This window comes from Mycolicibacterium hodleri (assembly GCF_025822245.1).
Lineage (GTDB): Bacteria > Actinomycetota > Actinomycetes > Mycobacteriales > Mycobacteriaceae > Mycobacterium > Mycobacterium hodleri.
In genome coordinates this window covers 267,461-284,578 of sequence record NZ_JACKTL010000043.1, presented here as the reverse complement: position 1 = coordinate 284,578, position 17,118 = coordinate 267,461, and the positions used below count along the sequence as shown (strand labels likewise).

The window sequence follows — 17,118 nt, the reverse complement described above, 5'->3', positions numbered from 1 at the left end:
GAAGGCCGCATCGACGGCGGCGAGCTGCGCATCACTTAACGTGGGGGCGGCAGGCCCCGCGGCGGGCGCTCGGACTGGTGTTACCGGCGGTGAGCACTAAGTTGGTCGACGTCGACCACGGGAGGTCGGGTCAACGTCGTTTTAAGGCCTTGCCATTCGCGGTCAGCACTTCGTCGGACAGGTCGGGATCGGCTCGTACGACGGCGCGGGCGATCAATTGTGCGCCGACCAACTGGCTGAACATCGCGATGGCCTGCTCCCGAGCCCGGCGCGGATCGAGTTTGACGTTCGTCTGCGTCGCGTTGTCCCGGAGTAGGTCGGTGAAGGCGACGATGTACCCCTGCAATCCGCGCAAGTACGCCTCTTGGGCTCGGATCCCGTCTCGTCCCGCGTCGGCGGCCAACGCAGCCGACGCGCAACCGTCCTCGGGGTGGTCGCGGTGGTAGGTGCTGAGGTAACTGTCGATGATGGCGTTGAGCGCTACGCGACTAGAGCGGGGATGAGCGCCGACCACCGCTTCTACGGTGTCGAGAGAAGCGGTGAAGGCTTGGTTGAGGACTTCCAGGGCGAGGTCCTCCTTTGACTCGAAGTGGTTGTAGAAACCACCGTGAGTCATCCCTGCCGCCTTCATCAGCTCGTCGATGCCAAATGCATCGAATCCGCGAGCCTTGAAGCCGTGGCTGGCGGCGGCCACGATGCGTTCGCGGTTCGACTCCTTTTGCTGACGTGATACCCGAGGCACCAGGACTCCCTCCTACGCGCGCGTTTGCCAGGTCGACCGAGCGCGCCCAGGTCAATGTTACACGTCATCAAAATCTGACTTGCACCCCGACGCATCGGACTCGCGCATTCCAGCTACTTCAGTCGCCACCACCGTCCTTGACGCCTTTTGAGGACGAACCGCAGCATATCGCGATGATGTCGCTCATCATCAAAATAGTGCGAAAGGACAAGCCACGAACCTCGGAACTATTGGCGCCGGGGACCATTGCCCATCACCTGGTTACCGCGGGCCAGCGCGTCGTGTTGAGCAACAGCCGCGGTCAGTCCACGTTGGCTGAGGTGGTCACTGAACTGGGACCGTCGGCATCCACTGGGACGGTCCCAAGCGGCGGACGCAGACCTGGTCTTCCTCGCGGTGACGTGGCAGGACACCCCGAGCGCCTTGGCCGACTTGCCACCGTGGGACGGACGCATCCTGGTCGACACCACCGATCAGTTCGCGCGAGTAGGCCCCATCGAGGTCGCCGACCCGGGGGACCAGACCGGAGGCAAATTGGTCGCGACTCTCGCGCCAAAAGCCCGTGTAGTCAAGGCCTTCAACACCCTTCACGCTCGATTCATCACCCCCGACCCACGCCATCCGGTCGGGCGTCAGATGTTGTTCTACGCCGGCGACGACGCCGACGCCGACGCCGACGGAGCCTTTCACCAAGTGCCGACGCACTGGGTTTCGATCCGGTGGATGTCGGACCTCTTCGTGAGGGCGGCCGACTGATGTAGGTCGGGGCGGGCCCCTGTCTGCTCCGCACGTTCTCAAGCAGGACTGAGGGTGTACCTTCCCCCGTGACGCTCGGCACGCGAGTGATCCGGCGTCCGTGTCCGATCAGTTTTGTCGGAGGGAGGTCGACGCGGGCCATCTAGACCGTGACGATGCGCCGCCCGAATCCAACCCGCGACTCCTGAGCGCGGTGAGCCTCGACGATGTCCTCCAGGTCGAAGACCTTGTCCACGACCGGACGCAACTGTCCAGCCTCCACGGCCAGGCTGACCTCGTCGAGCAGGGCACGCGTAGGTGGCACCAGTAGAAACCGAACGCGTCGGGTGCCGTGGACGATCGAGAAGGCGACGTATGCAAGTTCGGCTGGCCTGGAAGCCGCCATCTCCATCATTCGACCACCTCGGGCTAGCAGACGACGGTAGGCGCGGAGCTGATCACCGACGCAGTCGACGATGACGTCGAACTTGCCGAGGGTCTTGATGTCGACCTTCCGGTAGTCGTACACCTCGCCGGCGCCGAGGGTGCGTACGTTGTCCAGATCCTTCGCCGCGGCCAGTCCAACGACTTTGGCGCCCAGGGCATGAGCGTACTGGACCATGGCGGCACCGAGGCCGCCTGCTGCTCCCCGTACGAGCACGCGCTCTCCGGCCTTGAGCTGTGCCTTGTGGCGAAGCGCTTTGATCGCTGCGGGTGCGACACCGGTCAGCCCGGCAGCCTGCTCGGGGTCGAGACTATTGGCGAGATGGGCGAGATGGGCAATGGGGACGGCGACGTACTGTGCCGCGGCACCAATCCCCTTCACGGCGGCCGGCGGCAGACTTCCCCACACTCGTTCGCTCGCAGCGTATTCCGTGACATCTGGGGCGACTCTGCTGACCTCGCCGGTGAACGAGTGGCCGGCCCCACGCGGGAATGGTCCGCGCACGATCAGCTTCAGTTTGCCCGTCCGAGCGCTTATGTCCACGCCCTCGATTGCCGTGGCGAGCACCTTCACCAAGACGTGTCCGTTCTTCAGTGCTGGTAGCGGCAGGTCGCGGACCTTGAGCACCTCCGCCGATCCGAAGCGGTCGTACTGCACGGCGCGCATCGTGGGTGCCATGGCCATCCTTCGGTTGATTGGGTCGAACTACTTCAGTAATGATGACGGCAAACATTATTAAAGTCAAGCGCGTTGGCTAGTACGCCGACGGTCGTATGATGACGCCCTTCATCGGAAGTGAAGAACTCGCCCGAGGGTGTGAGTGCACATCTGCTCGCACCTCGCCCAGTCGGGGCCGTGCCTTCGTCGCGGACGGGGACCGGTTACGCCGCAGGAGGTTTCGCAGCCCTGGGCCGACTGGCGCACGAGTCGGGCACGAACTCGACACTGCACAACTTGCGGCCCGAATCGCGCAAGGGCTCCTCAGACGCCCCGATGTTCAGCTGCGTAATCGTTTACACGATCAGCTTGGGCCGTGGCCGTGGGCGTGGGCGAGCTCGATCGGGTCGGGCCGGGTCTTGTGACGAGATGTCCCCTCATTGGGGGACGACTGACTACGCCTATGTCGTGTCTGATTGGTTGACAGACCTGGCCGACTAGTTGAGGCACGCTTCATACATCGCCGACAGGAGTCGGCGTACAAAGCCGAAAGATGAAGCAAACAGGGGGAACCCGCAGGCCGGGGGACACTGTTACCTCACCGAGTGGAGTATTTGATGACGACTAGCAGCGAAGCAACGCGACCGTTCGAGCTGGTGACCTGGTATGACACGTGGAACGAAGCTGGCCTCCAAAACCTGCAGAACGGGCGGGTGCCGCTTGGGTACGCAACCCGTTACAACCTTGCCTTTGGGCACCTTGCCGAACAGGCGGACGGCGCCTACAGCGTGGTGATGGAAGCGTTCGCCGCTCAGGTCAAGGATCTCATCCTGCAGCAAGCACCAACCGGCGTGAAGATTTACGCCTCGACCCGTCCCCTCACCAGCGGCATCGCGGACGCCGTTGACGACAACCGCTGGCACGACAACCGGTCCACGACCGCGATCGTTGCCTGGTTGAAGGCCAACGGCTACGGCGGGCTCGTCATCGATGAAGAAGACCCCAGCGTCATGTGGGACTCGTTCCTCGGGAGGGACGTGCCCCATTTCGTCGAGCAGCTCGGACCCAGTTTCAAGAAGGCCGGCCTCGAAATCATCGTCTCCGCCCCGGTGCCGTATTCCGGGCCTTCTAACGTCTATGGCCCCCGCGCAGTCGAGCTGTTCATGGCGCATGTGGCAGCGATAGAGTTGCAGGACTATTCCGACCACGGCACGATCGACGACGCAAATAAATGGATAGTCGCCGGGATACCAGCCGAAATGCTGCTGGGGGGAGTGGGCACGGAAAGGAATCCCACCCTTGGGGTTCAGACGCCGCTGGCAGCCGTTAAGACATGGACCAAAGCAGCGCAAGACATGAAGCTACGTGGCATGTTCAGCTGGCGGTTGGACAATGACTGGGCCGGAGAGCGTGAAGACGACGCGCCTACGTTCCTTGGCGCAAAGACCGTTTATGAAACTGTGTACCCGCCGACGTAGAACTGCTGCCAACCCGGCCGACTTAGTGGTGAAACTGCTTGGTGTGCCTATTGTTTCATGAGCCGAATCGTCACCGTGACGAAACATCGCGAGGTGAGTTACGATGCGATTCGCGTGGGCACCGGAGGGCCTTGATGCCGTCTTCAGGGCGGCGGCCGTGTCGGGAAAGCCGGGCGACGGCCCGGCTGGAGATGCTGGCCCGGCGGTTCGTTTCCCAGGGAAAACCAGTGCGGTTTCGGACAGCTCGCATATCTTCCCGGATTACTGCCAACTAGTCCCGGATCGGACGTCGGACAACAGAACTCTGGCGAATCGATCGGGCCCAGTCTGCTGCGGCACACCGCGTGCCGATAAGCGACATTATGTCAACTCGCCGTCACCGTCTTCATTGGATGAATGAACCCCGATGGATCGCCTACCCGTTGGAGGCCGCGATCTTCCCGTCGATGGTGGACGGCGGCGCAACCGTTCCAGTCCTGATCGTCCGTCCCAGGACTTCCAAGCTTCGGGAACGAGGCGGACGAACACGGTGTTGGCGAGGGACGCAATACCCCTCAAGGGCACTCGTCGACTCGCCCACGAGCGTCTCCCGACGCTGACGCGTGTTCCACAGCTCGTACTTACATAGCTAGGCAATATAACCAGTGGGGCGTTGGTTATAGGTAGGGACCGATCGGGACAAACCCAACCCGATGGCTACGGCGATCACCGAATTCCGGTTGACCCACCGTTTGGTACGAGGAAGGACATGATCGATCATGAACGCTAAGCAGATTCTGGCCGGTGTAGCAGTTGCGGGTGGCCTCGCGGCGGGCGCCTTCGGCGTCAGCACCGGCGTCGCCAGCGCGGACACCGGCTCGGTGCCGGCCAGCTGGGCCACCGACCGCGGCGACCATGGCGGCTGGAACGGTGATCACGGCCGCGGCGGCGGCTGGAACAACGGGCCCGGCTGGAACAACGGCGGTGGCTGGAACAATGGCTACAACGGCGGTCCTGTCCCCGGCGGCTGGAACGGTGGCTGGGAGCCCAACGGTGGCTTCTGCCTCGGTCCCTTCTGCGTCTAGCAGCACGTGATCCACACGAAAGAGCGATGACCCCGCACACCCGGGTCACCGCTCTTTTGCGTGTAAAGCACTGTCGTGCACCAAGCAGCAACCAGAATCCGATCCGCAATCACAACCGAGTTCGACAAGTGTTGACCGGCCGGCTGAACGATGACGTCGACGGCGAGGCGTCTCCGCCGATGCCAAACGACGCAGCCCGATCCGCGGATCGTCAATACGGGCCCATCCCCCACCAACGCAACGGGATCCGCCGGAACCGTCAACCAGACCGCTCGTGGGTTCGCCCTTGAGCTGATGGCGGTTTCTCGACCGTGCCCGAGCGCCCACCTCCCCGGTGGCGCCTTTGGAAGCAATGCCACAACGCACCCGACTGTCCCGCCAACACGCTCACACCTGAAGGCGAATTCGGTACGCAACGCACACCGGGATCGCCCACTAATGCTCGGGTCCGAAAGCGTCGTCGCGGCAACGTTGCGTGCGGCCGCTTCGAGTGTGGGCCCACTCCCCGGTCCTTGAGAACGCGTAACTCGCGCGGCCGGCTCCGAAACCGTTCACGCACAACGGACGATGCCTATGGTTGCCGTTATCGGAGTTTCTGCGAACGCCGCGCCGCCGGGCCAAGATGTAGCAATGTGCTACGTTGGTAGCAGATTGCTACGCGGGAGGTTCGCATGGCCGAAGTCGCCGATCGGGTCACACGGGTGGCCGCTGATCTGATGGAAAGCGCCACCGTCGAAGGCGCCCGTCAGAGCCGCTCGGCCAAGCAGCAGCTCGATCACTGGGCGCGCGTGGGTCGTGCGGTGTCCAGCCACGCGAGTGCGTCACGACGCCGAATCGAGGCAGCGATGGCCGGCGACGCCGATCTTGACGATCTCAACGCCGACGAGGCGGTGGTGTTCAACGCCGAGATCACCGCGGGGATCGAGGAGAGCCTGGCCGGCGCAAACTACGGGGATGTGCTCGCAGCGCGCGGTGTCACCACGGTGGCGCTCAACGACGAGGGAGAAATCGTGCAGTACCGACCCGACGGCAGTTCGTCGGTGATGGCCGCAGACCGCTGACCCCAGACGTCCCCGCCGGTTCCCGGTCCCGTCGGTGAAGCGCGTCGATCTGGTCGTCGGCCCCAACGGCGCCGGGAAGTCCACGTTCGTCGAACTCACGCTTGCTCCCCTCATACCACGCAGTGTTCTCGTCAACGCCGACGACATCGCCAAACAGCGCTGGCCCGACGACCCATCCGGCCACGCGTACGACGCAGCCCTCGTCGCCGCGGAGACCCGCGACCGCCTCGTTGAACTGGGTCGCACCTTCATCGCCGAAACGGTCTTTTCGCACCCGTCCAAACTCGTCCTGATGCGCTCCGCCCGAGCGGCCGGCTTCACGGTGGTGCTGCACGTCGTGCTGATACCAGAGGATCTCGCGGTTGAGCGTGTGCGTCACCGCGTGACCTCCGGCGGGCATGACGTGCCCGAGGGAAAGATCCGCGAGCGGCACCGCAGGTTGTGGGATCTGGTCGTGAAGGCGGTCGACCTGGCCGACACCGCCTTGATGTACGACAACTCGCAGCGCAGCGGGCCCCGCGTAGTGGCGCAGTTCAGCGGCGGAGCCACTGTGGGCGAACCGTCTTGGCCGACCTGGACACCGGATCCATTGGTTCGACGGTGGCCGGTATGACGTTGCCGCCGTCGCCGCGCCCAGTGTGAGATGAATGCGACCAAAGTTGGTATGGCACTTATCCAGTGCTACTGGGTACTAGTGGACTGTAGCGGACACTGACACTGTCTTCCCCGTGCTGTGACTCAGGTGAACCCTGTCTCGTTGCCAGACATTCGAGACATCTCACGTCCTGCCTCGGTAGCGGTCTGGTGATGGCCATCATCGTGGCACCGCAGTCCCGCCCGGATCGCGCACTCCGATCGACGACACACGGTGTGCTGCAGCCGTTGTCGTGAGTCGCGCCGAGGCAGGTGCAGGTGTCCCCCGATTGGGGGACAGACGGTTCACCTTGCGCCGTGTCCGATCGCGGGACAGACGTGGCCAATGGGCTGCGACACGCTATACACATCGCCGGCACAAGCCGCACACACCGTGAAGAGCGACCAACGACAGGGGAATAACAATGACCATCACCACCTCGCACCGGTTGCGCCGCCTCGCCGGCGGAGTCGTCCTCAGCGCTGCCGCAGCGTTGATCGCCATGGGTGCCCCCGCTGTCGGTCATGCCGACCCCGGCCCCACCGCGGGCCCCACGATGGGATGCGAAGTCATCCACTGGGGCTTCCTTGGCAACGACCGCCGCAAGGTCTGCGACGGCCCGAAGCAGTCCGACGGAACCTGGCAGCGCACCCGCACCGTCTTCACCCCGGAACGCAACACCTCAGTGTCGTGCAGCTCCAACCCCTACCACCCCGAAAACGGCACCTTTTGCTACGGCGGCTACCGGCCGGAGACCATCCAGTCGCAGGAGACCTACCCGGTGGCGCCCGCCACGGTGTTGCCCGACGAGCCCGGATGGCTGCCGCCCTACACCTACAACGTCTTCTGACCACCCACAGATCCTCGAACCACCCCGACAGGCCGGTCCGCAGTGCGGGCCGGCCTGTCGGTCGCTTCGGCGTACCACCCGTCGTGGTGCGAAACCAAGTGCGGGCAAGGCTTATTCGTCGCGACGCCGCGATGATCACCGGAATGCTGTGTCTTACACCTGATCGCATCCTGGCCTCAGCGTCGCGGGCCCCACTACCCGCCGGCAGCGACGGCGGCACCGAGCAAGGCATCGACTTCACGAGGTAGCGCCAGGGAGTGTGGTGCCCCCTCGTCGCAACGCTCGAGCGTTACGCCTTGGGTGTGCGGTTGTGCTGTAGCTGTCGCGCGTCGTCGGTGACCGGTGTGTACAGGTTGACGAGAATGCCGTTGGGGTCGCGGATCACGATCGACATGTTGCCCCACGGCATCATCGTGGGGGCCTGCACCACGTCGAGATCGTCGCCGAATGCGGCCTGCAGCTGGCGGAACACGGCCTCGGCATCGTCGACCCAGAATTCGACGATCGATCCGCTGCATGGCCCGCTGCTCACGGCGTCGCCAACGAGAAAGCCCACCCGGCTGAGGGCCGTCACTGCGAGCGTGGCCGACGGCGTCACAAACTCGACGAAGTCGTCGGTGAGGAAGTTCGGCGTGGCCCCGGTGAGGAGTTCATAGAAGCCAACGGTGCGCGGCAGATCCCTTGTGATGATGCGGACGGAAGCAAGTCGAATGGTGTTCGTCATGGTCATGGCCGCGACGATAAACCCAATACCGGGCAGTTCCCGCCCGGATTCTGGTCTAGCCTTGACTGATGGTGCGGCCCACGGCGCGCGTGCTCGCGCTACTGGAATTGCTGCAGGGCGGTGGCACGCACCGTGTAGCGAGCCTTGCGGAACGACTGTCCGTTGACGAGCGCACGGTCCGCCGGTACGTCGAGCACCTACGCGATCTCGACATCGCCGTGGACTCGGTACGTGGCCGCTACGGTGGTTACCGGCTGGCTCGCCATTCCCGCATGCCGCCTCTCATGCTCGGCGATGAAGAAGCCCTCGCCGTGATCTGGGCGCTTCAGCTGACTGCCCAAACCGGGACCGGGCCGGCGTCAGCCCCAGCCGCGCATTCGGCCGCGGCGAAGGTGCGCCGGGTACTGCCCGCGGCGGCGGCACGTCGGATCGACGCCGTGGTGGAGACCGTCGACTTTCCGGCAACCGACCGCGAGGACGGCGGCATCCGCTGGCGCGGTGACGACGGCGCCTCCGCGCGCATCCTGCTCGACCTGGCCGCAGCCGCGCGTGATCGGCACCCCGTTACCTTTGGTTACACAGCACGACAGGGTCGCACGACCCAGCGCACCGTTGAGCCGCACGGCGTGGTCGCTCACCGCGGTCTGATCTACCTCGCGGGTTTCGATCGGGTCCGCCTGGCGGCACGTACCTTTCGCGTCGACCGCATCGATCGCCTACAGCTGCTGGAGGAGACCTTCGCCGTGCCGGCGGACGCCGATCCCGTTCAGCAAGTCCTCGGCCCGCTCCCTCCAGCACCGCACCGACACCCGGTATCGGTGCGTATCCGCGCGGACCTCGCACACGTGCGCACCCACATGCCATTCATGTTGGCGTCGGTGACGCCGATGAGTGGCGGTCCGAACGAAGACGGATGGCTCAAGGTCGTTCTGCATGCCGAACACCTGGAATGGGTGGCGGGCACGCTCGCGGCGATCGACCGCCCCTTCGTCATCGAAACTCCCCAGGCGTTGCGCGATGAAGTTCGTGAATTGGCCCAACGTCTGATGACGGCGTCACGGCAATCCTCGGAGGCGTGACGCAAACGCCCTCGCAGTCTGGCAATCGCAGCGCGACGTAGTCGGCGTCTACACGGTAAAGAAGCTGCTCGGCCACGAGCGGCGCACTGGGCACTCATTGTGCGCGGGCCCGATCACGGAGCGCATCCGCCTGTGCTGATGCGCAGGATCAAGGCGACCGCGTCGTCCGAGTGGACTGCCGGAGTCAAGACCTTCTGCAACAGCAGACCGCGAAGCGCCGCAATGGCGACGGTCGCCATGCTCAGCGATTCCTTGGTGTCGCGCCCTTCGCGTTCCGCGAGCGAGGCCAGCATCGTGGTCAGGTCGTCGAGCGATTCGATGAACTCGCGAAAGTCCCCCGGGCTGTACGCGGCCAGTCCTACGACGTGAAAGAAGCCGTGGACACGCGACAACCGACCCGGCCGGGTGTAGGCCCGCCAGATCGCCATGACGAAGTCGTCAAAGGTGCACTGCTCGGCGGTCTTGACCAACGCCTCGTTGTCGCGAGATCGCTGCTCCGTGAGCATGGCCGCCAGGACGCCCGCGAGTGACCCGAAGTGGTACCGCAGCAGGGCGTGGCTGGTGCCGGCCCGGGCGGCGACTTCCCGCAGCGACACCTGTGGCGAGGGAAGATCCTCACCGTAGGCGTCGAGAAGCCGAGCCAGAAGACGGTCGCGGGCGTCGCCTCGGCGTTCCGCGCTTGACAAGGTCACTCCCACAGTTTATCCATTGGATAAGTATTTTCCAATGGATAGAACTGAATGCGTCGCGCTGCGCGGCCCTCCGAGTCGTGAAGGATCTTCGATGAGCCCCATGTGGCAAGGCTGTCTCTCCGACACGGACTATTTCGAGATGCGCTCCGGCGGTGGGCACGATTACGGCATCTGGGTCACCACCCCACCGGGCTACGACCCCGCCACGACGCAAGCGCCCGTCGTGTATGTGCTCGACGGCAACTTTGCCGTAGGCATGACGGCTCCACTCATCGTGACCCAGATGGATCCCATGCAACGGATCCAGTCCTACATCCAAGTCAGCGTCGGCTACGCGGGCGAGGAAGCACAGGACTGGGATCGGCTGCGCAACAGAGACTTCGTGCCACCCGGCGAACCCATCGCCCAAGAGCTCATCGATGCCGTGGAGACGGGACTCCACATGGGCGCGCGGACACGCGAGGAAGCCGACGCCTACCTCGCCGAACTACGCGACACCCGCGCGGACGTATTCCTGAACTTCCTCACCGCGGAACTGCACCCTCGGATCGAAAACGACTATGGCACAGCCACAACCGGTCACGGTCTCTTCGGATACTCCTACGGCGGGCTCTTCAGCCTCTACACCTGGCTCGCCGGCGCGACTCTCTTCGAGAGCATCGGAGCGGGCAGCCCAGGCGTCATCGCCGAGGACAGTCAGATCTTCGCCCAGCTCCGCGACATGGGTGACAGCCGCCGTACCGCCAAGCTTCACCTGACCTTCAACGACCGCGAGCTTCTCGGAGACCTGGCCGTCTACCAAAGCCTCGCAAAGAACACGGCCACCATCCTCCACCGCCTCTCACGCAGCGATGTCACCAGCGAGATCCTGCGTGAAACGCACGTGACTGGCCTACAGGCCTCGTTCCTCAGTTACCTCAGGACCTGCCGTCCCGGGTAAGCGCGCACGTCGCCGCTCCGCGCCACCGGTGCGCCCAATGCCGCGCACCTCGGTATCTGCACAACGGGTTTCGCGCAGGACCTGGATTGTGGAGAGCCGCCAAACGGTCGCGGCGATCGCAAACTTGCGATTCTCCGGCTGACTCATCGGGCCACCCGCAGGTGTCGCGCATCGCAGAAGAACGAACACCGGCCCCTGCCGACGGGCAGGGAGCCGGTGTCGTGGCGGCAGAGAGTCAGACGGCCAGCAGGCGGTCGAAGAACTCCCGATAGCGCTTCAGGGCGATCCGCAGATCCTCGGTCGAGGCTTCTTCGCCGCGGGCCCACTGCTCCTCCAGACGCGAACGGGCATGGGAGAAGCTCGAAGTCAGCTGGTCGACGACGTCGGAAACCAGGCCGTCGGCCTTCTGCACGCACTCCTTCGGGTCGTCGACGAAGCTGGCCTGGACGCTGTCCCACCGGGCCCGGAACCCGACCATTTCATCGTCGGCAAAGAGGTCGTCCCCGACCGCCGACGAGCTTCCAACCGCAGCGCCGGCGTCGGCCGCGCTCGACGACCCGCCCTGGACGCCAGACGGATCGGTCATCGACCCCTGCTGCGAGAGGTGGTCGTCGGACGGCGGATTCATCCGGTCGTCTGGCGAATGGCCGAGACGCTCGTCCGCCGGCTGTGCGAGACGCTCGTCCCTCGGCTGGACGAGACGCTCGTCGCTCGGTTGCGCCTCGGTCTCCGTCAACGGCGTCTCCGACGTCGGTCGAGTGCCGAGGCCCGCTGACTTATCGGCGTAGCCGGAATCCTGGTCGTACTCCGGTGCGGCGCCCTGCCCGGTGGGGTACTCCTGCCGGTCGGCGGGTCGCCGATCGGTCGACGGGTCCAGGGACGGGTCGTAATCGGTGTGCTGATCGTGGGTGGTCATGCGCGTGCCTCCTGTGACTTGTCCTTCTCCGATTCGAGCAACTTCGTGAACAGTGCGCGGTAGTGCACGAACGCCTGGCGTTGCTGCTCGGTGCCGACGTCCCCCTTCTGCTGCGCGAGGTGAATGTCGTGTGCTGCACGGTAATCCGCGACGACCGTGGGGTGGTCGACCGAGATGTCGGCGGCCTGGCGGTCGAAGTCGTCCACCGGGTAGCCACGCTCACGCATCACTTCCGTGACGAGCAGATCGGCTTCTCCCACCGCGCTCGACGGATGATCTACGAACGCGGTCTGTACGGCCCTCCACCGGTTGGCGAAGCCGTCCAGCGCCGCGGGGCTCAGGGGCCGGATGTCGAGCTTGTCCCGCTTGCGCTCCCGGGCGATGAGTTCCTTTTCGGCGGTCCGCTCGTCGCCGGCCTCGGACACCGTGCGGTCGTACTCGGGACCGAAGCGCTGCTTGAGCCGGTCCGAGTCGCCACGACCCCGGGTGACGACGACTATTGCCACGATGACGATCACGACGGCGATCGCGATCACTATCCATATCCAATTGGGCATTTCGACTTACCTCCTATGCTGAGCAGGGCGTACCCCGCAGGTTTTCGACGCAAACGTCAATACTTCTGGATCGATTCCAGAATGGCCCGAAGTCGTTGTCGCGCAGTGTTTCCGCGCAGACGACTGCGGGGCGGGCCGAAGCGCGTCGATCAACCGTAGGCGCGTCGACCGACCACTGCACGCCCCGTCGAGCCCAGCAGCATCAGGACCGGCCCGACGACCAGGATGGGCCCGATCGTCCAGTGGATGTGTCCAGAGGATGGAGACGTGCAGGAGCAATCCCGCGCCGAGAAGAATGATTGCGACAACGATCATGGCTTCGCCCTTCCAAGGCCCTGCATCGCCGAAATCAGGCCCTCGGTGCCCTTCCCGGTTGACCAGGTGCTCGGCGTGCATTGAGTCGACCACCGTCGGGGGGTATCGCACTACACCCCTAGGGAGGGATGTGAGCGCCTGCCTTCGGGAGGCCGCTCAGCCGGCCATCCCGCGACGCCCCCATCAACGGCAACTCGCCGCTACTGCTCGTACATGGCCTTTGGCGGCTGGGCCAGCAGCGCCTTCACTCCCCTGGTTTCGGCGTCGGCCAGTACTTCATCCAACCCGGACTCGAGGCCGTCAAGTGCCTGGCGGATCACGTCGACGGGGTTGTTCTTGGGCATGTCAACGCCTTCCAGCATGTCGGTGTCGGTGGCTGACAGGTGTAGTCCGAGAACGTGGGTGCCCTGGGCCGCTAACTCGAGTCGAGTGCTGTTGGTCAGCTGCCACTCGGCGGCCTTGGCCGCGGCGTAAGCGCCGTTGCCGGGAAACACTTGGAACGATCCGATCGACAGGACGTTCAGGATGGCGCCACCGCCGTTGCGTGCCAAAATCGGCGCGAAGGCGCGTGTCATCGACAGTGCGCCCCAGAAATGGGTGGCGAATTCGAGGCGGACGGCATCGAGATCACCCGTGACGAGGTTCTGCATGGTGCAGACGCCGGCATTGTTGATCACCACGTCGACGTCGGTCGCTGTGTTGGCGACGTCGACTACGGTCGCGTCGTTGGTGACGTCGAGGTAGGTCGGAACGATGCGCGAGTCGCCTCCGGCAATGGTGTCCGGTCGCCGCGTCGCGGCATAGACCTTGGCGGCGCCTCGTTCGATCAACTGGCGGACGAACTCCGCGCCCAACCCTCGGTTGGCACCGGTCACCAGGGCAGTCGCGTTTCGCAGTTCCACTCGTCAACCCTAAAATGTGACATCAGCGTCAGGTTCAAGCGTTCGGCACGTGACATGGCGCACATCCATCTTCGACGGGAGACGCATGAAGATCGGCGAACTCGCCCGAAGCACGGGCGCCAGCGTGCGTTCACTGCGCTACTACGAACAGCGGCGGCTGCTCTTGGCGGGTCGGACCCCTGGCGGGCAGCGAATCTACGGGCAGGATGCGGTCGAGCGCGTCATGCTCATCAAGGAGTTGTTCGCCGCCGGTCTCAGTAGCGACGGCGTGGTGCAGTTGTTGCCCTGCATCGACTCCGGGACGGCAACGCCGGCAATGGTGGAGCGCCTCATCTGCGAACGCGCCCGCATCGACGCTGAAGTGAGCAGGCTGGCCGCCACGCGTGACCGTCTCGACGAGATCATCGTTGAGACGCGGCGCCATGTCCTGTCCCACACCGCTGTCGTGCGACCGTGAGCTGACATCCCTGGCTTCCCGCGAGGAGAACATCCCGTTCAAGCTGGCGGGCCGCCACGGGTGCTGCGGACGGACGACGGCCAGTAGCTCATTTCCCAAGCCCTGCAACAGTTCTGCGACGGCAAGACGCGTGCCGCCGAGTCACCGCCCGTCCGTCGGGGTCGGTTGACGGCGCCAGAAATTCAGGGACATCCGCTATTTCGCTCAGCGGAAATACGGTTCAACCGTGCCACTGACCTTGACTACCATGGGATTACCGCGGCGATCCTTCGCGGTGGGGACTTCGACACGCACCCAACCCTCGGCCACGTTGTACTCGAGGACATTGGTCTTCTCGGCGCCGTTGAAGCGAATACCCACATCGCGGCGAAGCACCTCTTCGTCATAGAAGGCGCTACGCGGATCGATGGAGAGGTGATTCGGTGGAACGTCTGCGTGCTGATCCTCGGACATCGTGACCTTCGTAGAATGCTCGGGCTGTTCTCGAAGAATCTACGCGACCGCGCCGTAGCGGGTTGCGCGTAGGGCTCGCAGCGCCGCCCGTCTCCGGTCACGCCCCGCACGAGCGCACGCCAATTCAGGACGGAAGAACTCGTTGCTTCACAACCGTCCGACGGGCATGCCGCCGTTGACGAAGCCCCCTACTCCTTGCTCGCGGGATTGGCGGTACCGACGACGGGCAGACAAGGGTCGGGAAGGTGGGCTTAGGCTTGAAATTGCGCGGCTCGGAGCGTGATTTTCGGCGAGCATGGAAGGCGACGTGTCAATGGCGACAGTGGGGTTGATCGGGACGTTGGACACCAAGGGGACGGAGTACGCGTGGCTGGTCGACCAGCTGGCCGCCGAGAAATGCGGCACCCTCTTGATCGACGTAGGGACCTTCTCTGACGGGTCGTCGCACGCCGACGTCACGTCCGCCGAGGTCGCGAGGGCGGGCGGCGCCAGCCTCGAGGCGCTCCGCGCTGCCGACGATCGCGGCAGAGCCATGGCGGTAATGGCCATCGGCGGTGCTGCCGTCGTGCGCGCGTTGCACGCCGAGGGACGCCTCGATGCTCTGCTGGCGATCGGCGGCTCCGGCGGTTCGTCCATCGCCGCCCAAGCGATGCGTGCCCTGCCGGTAGGCGTTCCAAAGCTGTTGGTGTCGACGATGGCCTCCGGCGACGTGGGCCCCTACGTCGGCGAATCCGACGTGACGCTGATGTACTCGGTGGTCGACATCTCCGGGATCAACCGGATCTCGCGCCAAGTGCTGGGCAACGCCGTATCCGCCGTGGCGGGGATGGCCAGGCGATACGCGGGGCTCCGTGACGCCCCCGGCGGAGCCGACGGCAAGCCGCTGATCGGCATGACCATGTTCGGCCTCACCACGCCGGCCGCCGACGAGGCGCGGGCCCGATTGGACGAACTGGGCTACGAGGTTCTCGTGTTCCACGCCACCGGCTCCGGAGGCAAGGCGATGGAGGGCCTCGTCGCCAGTGGATTCCTCACCGGCGTCCTCGACCTGACGACCACGGAGCTGGCCGACGAACTCGTCGGCGGGGTGCTGACGGCGGGCCCCCACCGTTTGGAAGCCGCCGCGAAGTCCGGCACCCCGCAGGTGGTCAGCGTCGGCGCTCTCGACATGGTGAACTTCGGACCCAAGGCGTCCGTCCCGGCCACCTTTTCGGAACGCTTGTTCCTCGTCCACAACCCCACCATCACCCTCATGCGCACCACACGGGCGGAGATGACGGAACTGGGCACCATCATTGCCTCCAAGCTCGCTCAATGTGTTGGTCTCGCAGAGGTTTTCCTTCCCCTCGGTGGAGTCAGCGGCATCGACGTCGACGGCGGACCGTTCGCCGACCCCGACGCCGACCGGGCACTGTTCGCCGCCATTCGAGCCGGACTGGAAGGCACCGCGGTGACCGTCCACGACATCCCCACCGCCATCAACGACGAGGGATTTGGTCGTCGAATGGCCGACGCACTCGATCAGCTCATCAGGACGACACCATGACCCATCCTCTCTCTCACAAGGATTCGTGATCCACGTGTTGCGTAGCGAAGCGTTGTCCCGATTGGCCGAGACCCTGGCGTCCGGCCGCCCCATCGTCGGAGGGGGCGCCGGCACCGGCCTGTCCGCCAAGGCCGCCGAGGCAGGAGGAATCGATCTCCTCATCATCTACAACTCGGGGCGCTACCGCATGGCCGGGCGTGGCTCGCTCGCCGGACTACTCCCCTACGGTGACGCCAATGCCATCGTCGTCGAGATGGCCAACGAGGTGCTGCCGGTCGTCAAACAGACGCCGGTGTTGGCCGGCGTGTGTGGCACCGACCCCTTCCGTCTCATGGACAGGTTCCTCGACGAGCTCGCCCGCATTGGATTCACCGGCGTGCAAAACTTTCCGACGGTTGGCCTCTACGACGGACTCTTTCGGCAGAACCTCGAAGAGACCGGAATGGGCTTCGACCTCGAAGTCGAGATGATCGCTGCCGCGGCACGCAAGGGTCTGCTCACCGCACCCTACGTCTTCGACGCCGACCAGGCGGTCGCCATGGCCGAGGCGGGGGCCGACATCCTGGTCCCGCACGTGGGACTCACGACGAGCGGCACCATCGGCGCGTCGACGGCACTCACCCTCGACGACGCGGTGACCTCGGTGCAGGCCATGCACGACGCTGCCAAGGAGATCAATCCGGACGTCATCGTGCTCTGCCATGGCGGGCCAATCGCGCAACCAGAGGACGCACAATACGTTCTCGACCACACCAGCGGAATCGTCGGCTTCTTCGGTGCATCGTCGCTGGAACGGCTCCCCACCGAAGTCGCAATCCGCGGGCAGGCGGAGAGATTCAAGGCCATGACCCTCTGACGGCCCCGCCCCCTC

At 64.8% G+C, this 17,118-nt stretch carries 20 protein-coding genes; 12 read left to right on the top strand and 8 right to left on the bottom strand.

Annotated features, from left to right (window positions below):
• Positions 1 to 130: 130 nt before the first annotated feature.
• Entirely contained in the window at positions 131 to 742 is a 612-nt protein-coding gene (locus H7J06_RS19795) for a TetR/AcrR family transcriptional regulator (protein ID WP_264040742.1), read from the bottom strand.
• A gap of 396 nt (positions 743 to 1,138) precedes the next feature.
• Here H7J06_RS19795 and H7J06_RS19790 point away from each other — a divergent pair, with 396 nt between their 5' ends.
• Positions 1,139 to 1,498, top strand: a complete 360-nt coding sequence (locus tag H7J06_RS19790) for an NAD(P)-binding domain-containing protein (protein ID WP_264040741.1) — start codon at positions 1,139 to 1,141, stop codon at positions 1,496 to 1,498.
• A gap of 142 nt (positions 1,499 to 1,640) precedes the next feature.
• Here H7J06_RS19790 and H7J06_RS19785 read toward each other — a convergent pair whose 3' ends face one another.
• Positions 1,641 to 2,600, bottom strand: coding sequence for an NAD(P)-dependent alcohol dehydrogenase (locus H7J06_RS19785; protein ID WP_264040740.1), 960 nt, complete (start codon positions 2,598 to 2,600; stop codon positions 1,641 to 1,643).
• A gap of 596 nt (positions 2,601 to 3,196) precedes the next feature.
• On the opposite strand from H7J06_RS19785, the gene H7J06_RS19780 reads away from it, so the two are divergent.
• From H7J06_RS19780 to H7J06_RS19760, 5 genes are all read left to right on the top strand, one after another.
• A complete protein-coding gene (locus H7J06_RS19780) occupies positions 3,197 to 4,057 on the top strand; it encodes a glycoside hydrolase family 18 protein (protein ID WP_264040739.1) in 861 nt (286 codons plus the stop codon).
• 758 nt (positions 4,058 to 4,815) lie between these two features.
• Positions 4,816 to 5,121, top strand: a complete 306-nt coding sequence (locus tag H7J06_RS19775; protein ID WP_264040738.1) for a hypothetical protein — start codon at positions 4,816 to 4,818, stop codon at positions 5,119 to 5,121.
• Between the two features lie 671 nt (positions 5,122 to 5,792).
• Positions 5,793 to 6,182 (top strand): TA system antitoxin ParD family protein, encoded by a 390-nt coding sequence (locus H7J06_RS19770; RefSeq protein WP_264040737.1) that lies wholly within the window; start codon positions 5,793 to 5,795, stop codon positions 6,180 to 6,182.
• A 34-nt stretch (positions 6,183 to 6,216) separates the two neighbouring features.
• Complete coding sequence (locus tag H7J06_RS19765) at positions 6,217 to 6,795, top strand: ATPase (RefSeq protein ID WP_264040736.1); 579 nt, start codon at positions 6,217 to 6,219, stop codon at positions 6,793 to 6,795.
• A gap of 445 nt (positions 6,796 to 7,240) precedes the next feature.
• The gene (locus tag H7J06_RS19760; protein ID WP_264040735.1) at positions 7,241 to 7,666 is read left to right on the top strand and encodes a CDGP domain-containing protein; all 426 of its coding nucleotides are present in this window, start codon (positions 7,241 to 7,243) and stop codon (positions 7,664 to 7,666) included.
• 289 nt (positions 7,667 to 7,955) lie between these two features.
• Here the strand turns inward: H7J06_RS19760 and H7J06_RS19755 are convergent, their stop codons facing one another.
• On the bottom strand, positions 7,956 to 8,396 hold the full coding sequence (locus H7J06_RS19755) for a VOC family protein (protein WP_264040734.1): 441 nt from the start codon (positions 8,394 to 8,396) through the stop codon (positions 7,956 to 7,958).
• Between the two features lie 62 nt (positions 8,397 to 8,458).
• On the opposite strand from H7J06_RS19755, the gene H7J06_RS19750 reads away from it, so the two are divergent.
• Entirely contained in the window at positions 8,459 to 9,469 is a 1,011-nt protein-coding gene (locus tag H7J06_RS19750; RefSeq protein ID WP_264040733.1) for a helix-turn-helix transcriptional regulator, read from the top strand.
• 113 nt (positions 9,470 to 9,582) lie between these two features.
• Here the strand turns inward: H7J06_RS19750 and H7J06_RS19745 are convergent, their stop codons facing one another.
• The gene (locus H7J06_RS19745; protein WP_264040732.1) at positions 9,583 to 10,161 is read right to left on the bottom strand and encodes a TetR/AcrR family transcriptional regulator; all 579 of its coding nucleotides are present in this window, start codon (positions 10,159 to 10,161) and stop codon (positions 9,583 to 9,585) included.
• 91 nt (positions 10,162 to 10,252) lie between these two features.
• Between H7J06_RS19745 and H7J06_RS19740 the strand changes: the two genes are divergently transcribed.
• Positions 10,253 to 11,101, top strand: coding sequence for an alpha/beta hydrolase (locus H7J06_RS19740; protein ID WP_264040731.1), 849 nt, complete (start codon positions 10,253 to 10,255; stop codon positions 11,099 to 11,101).
• 235 nt (positions 11,102 to 11,336) lie between these two features.
• On the opposite strand, the gene H7J06_RS19735 is transcribed toward H7J06_RS19740, so the two are convergent.
• On the bottom strand, positions 11,337 to 11,729 hold the full coding sequence (locus H7J06_RS19735; protein ID WP_443678422.1) for a hypothetical protein: 393 nt from the start codon (positions 11,727 to 11,729) through the stop codon (positions 11,337 to 11,339).
• A gap of 284 nt (positions 11,730 to 12,013) precedes the next feature.
• Positions 12,014 to 12,574: a hypothetical protein gene (locus tag H7J06_RS19730; RefSeq protein WP_264040730.1), complete on the bottom strand. Its 561-nt coding sequence runs from the start codon at positions 12,572 to 12,574 to the stop codon at positions 12,014 to 12,016.
• Between the two features lie 267 nt (positions 12,575 to 12,841).
• Between H7J06_RS19730 and H7J06_RS19720 the strand changes: the two genes are divergently transcribed.
• Positions 12,842 to 12,973 carry a hypothetical protein gene (locus tag H7J06_RS19720; protein WP_264040885.1) on the top strand — a complete coding sequence of 44 codons (132 nt, stop codon included), beginning with the start codon at positions 12,842 to 12,844 and terminating at the stop codon, positions 12,971 to 12,973.
• 116 nt (positions 12,974 to 13,089) lie between these two features.
• On the opposite strand, the gene H7J06_RS19715 is transcribed toward H7J06_RS19720, so the two are convergent.
• Positions 13,090 to 13,791 carry an SDR family oxidoreductase gene (locus tag H7J06_RS19715; RefSeq protein ID WP_264040727.1) on the bottom strand — a complete coding sequence of 234 codons (702 nt, stop codon included), beginning with the start codon at positions 13,789 to 13,791 and terminating at the stop codon, positions 13,090 to 13,092.
• Between the two features lie 85 nt (positions 13,792 to 13,876).
• Here H7J06_RS19715 and H7J06_RS19710 point away from each other — a divergent pair, with 85 nt between their 5' ends.
• On the top strand, positions 13,877 to 14,248 hold the full coding sequence (locus H7J06_RS19710; protein WP_264040726.1) for a MerR family transcriptional regulator: 372 nt from the start codon (positions 13,877 to 13,879) through the stop codon (positions 14,246 to 14,248).
• Between the two features lie 204 nt (positions 14,249 to 14,452).
• Here H7J06_RS19710 and H7J06_RS19705 read toward each other — a convergent pair whose 3' ends face one another.
• Positions 14,453 to 14,701, bottom strand: coding sequence for a DUF3297 family protein (locus tag H7J06_RS19705; protein ID WP_264040725.1), 249 nt, complete (start codon positions 14,699 to 14,701; stop codon positions 14,453 to 14,455).
• A gap of 313 nt (positions 14,702 to 15,014) precedes the next feature.
• On the opposite strand from H7J06_RS19705, the gene H7J06_RS19700 reads away from it, so the two are divergent.
• Together H7J06_RS19700 and H7J06_RS19695 are read left to right on the top strand one after the other, a co-directional pair.
• Positions 15,015 to 16,247 (top strand): Tm-1-like ATP-binding domain-containing protein, encoded by a 1,233-nt coding sequence (locus H7J06_RS19700; protein WP_264040724.1) that lies wholly within the window; start codon positions 15,015 to 15,017, stop codon positions 16,245 to 16,247.
• Positions 16,248 to 16,281: 34 nt separating this feature from the next.
• Complete coding sequence (locus H7J06_RS19695; RefSeq protein WP_264040722.1) at positions 16,282 to 17,103, top strand: phosphoenolpyruvate hydrolase family protein; 822 nt, start codon at positions 16,282 to 16,284, stop codon at positions 17,101 to 17,103.
• Positions 17,104 to 17,118: the final 15 nt, after the last annotated feature.

Excerpts from the sequence above, each read along its gene's own strand:
- H7J06_RS19760 (WP_264040735.1), top strand. The coding sequence starts at position 7,241 with ATGACCATCACCACCTCGCACCGGTTGCGCCGCCTCGCCGGCGGAGTC.
- H7J06_RS19775 (WP_264040738.1), top strand. The coding sequence starts at position 4,816 with ATGAACGCTAAGCAGATTCTGGCCGGTGTAGCAGTTGCGGGTGGCCTC.
- H7J06_RS19700 (WP_264040724.1), top strand. The coding sequence starts at position 15,015 with ATGGCGACAGTGGGGTTGATCGGGACGTTGGACACCAAGGGGACGGAG.
- H7J06_RS19740 (WP_264040731.1), top strand. The coding sequence starts at position 10,253 with ATGAGCCCCATGTGGCAAGGCTGTCTCTCCGACACGGACTATTTCGAG.
- H7J06_RS19755 (WP_264040734.1), bottom strand. The coding sequence starts at position 8,396 with ATGACCATGACGAACACCATTCGACTTGCTTCCGTCCGCATCATCACA.
- H7J06_RS19735 (WP_443678422.1), bottom strand. The coding sequence starts at position 11,729 with ATGAATCCGCCGTCCGACGACCACCTCTCGCAGCAGGGGTCGATGACC.
- H7J06_RS19785 (WP_264040740.1), bottom strand. The coding sequence starts at position 2,600 with ATGGCACCCACGATGCGCGCCGTGCAGTACGACCGCTTCGGATCGGCG.
- H7J06_RS19730 (WP_264040730.1), bottom strand. The coding sequence starts at position 12,574 with ATGCCCAATTGGATATGGATAGTGATCGCGATCGCCGTCGTGATCGTC.
- H7J06_RS19705 (WP_264040725.1), bottom strand. The coding sequence starts at position 14,701 with ATGTCCGAGGATCAGCACGCAGACGTTCCACCGAATCACCTCTCCATC.
- H7J06_RS19710 (WP_264040726.1), top strand. The coding sequence starts at position 13,877 with ATGAAGATCGGCGAACTCGCCCGAAGCACGGGCGCCAGCGTGCGTTCA.
- H7J06_RS19780 (WP_264040739.1), top strand. The coding sequence starts at position 3,197 with ATGACGACTAGCAGCGAAGCAACGCGACCGTTCGAGCTGGTGACCTGG.
- H7J06_RS19750 (WP_264040733.1), top strand. The coding sequence starts at position 8,459 with ATGGTGCGGCCCACGGCGCGCGTGCTCGCGCTACTGGAATTGCTGCAG.
- H7J06_RS19770 (WP_264040737.1), top strand. The coding sequence starts at position 5,793 with ATGGCCGAAGTCGCCGATCGGGTCACACGGGTGGCCGCTGATCTGATG.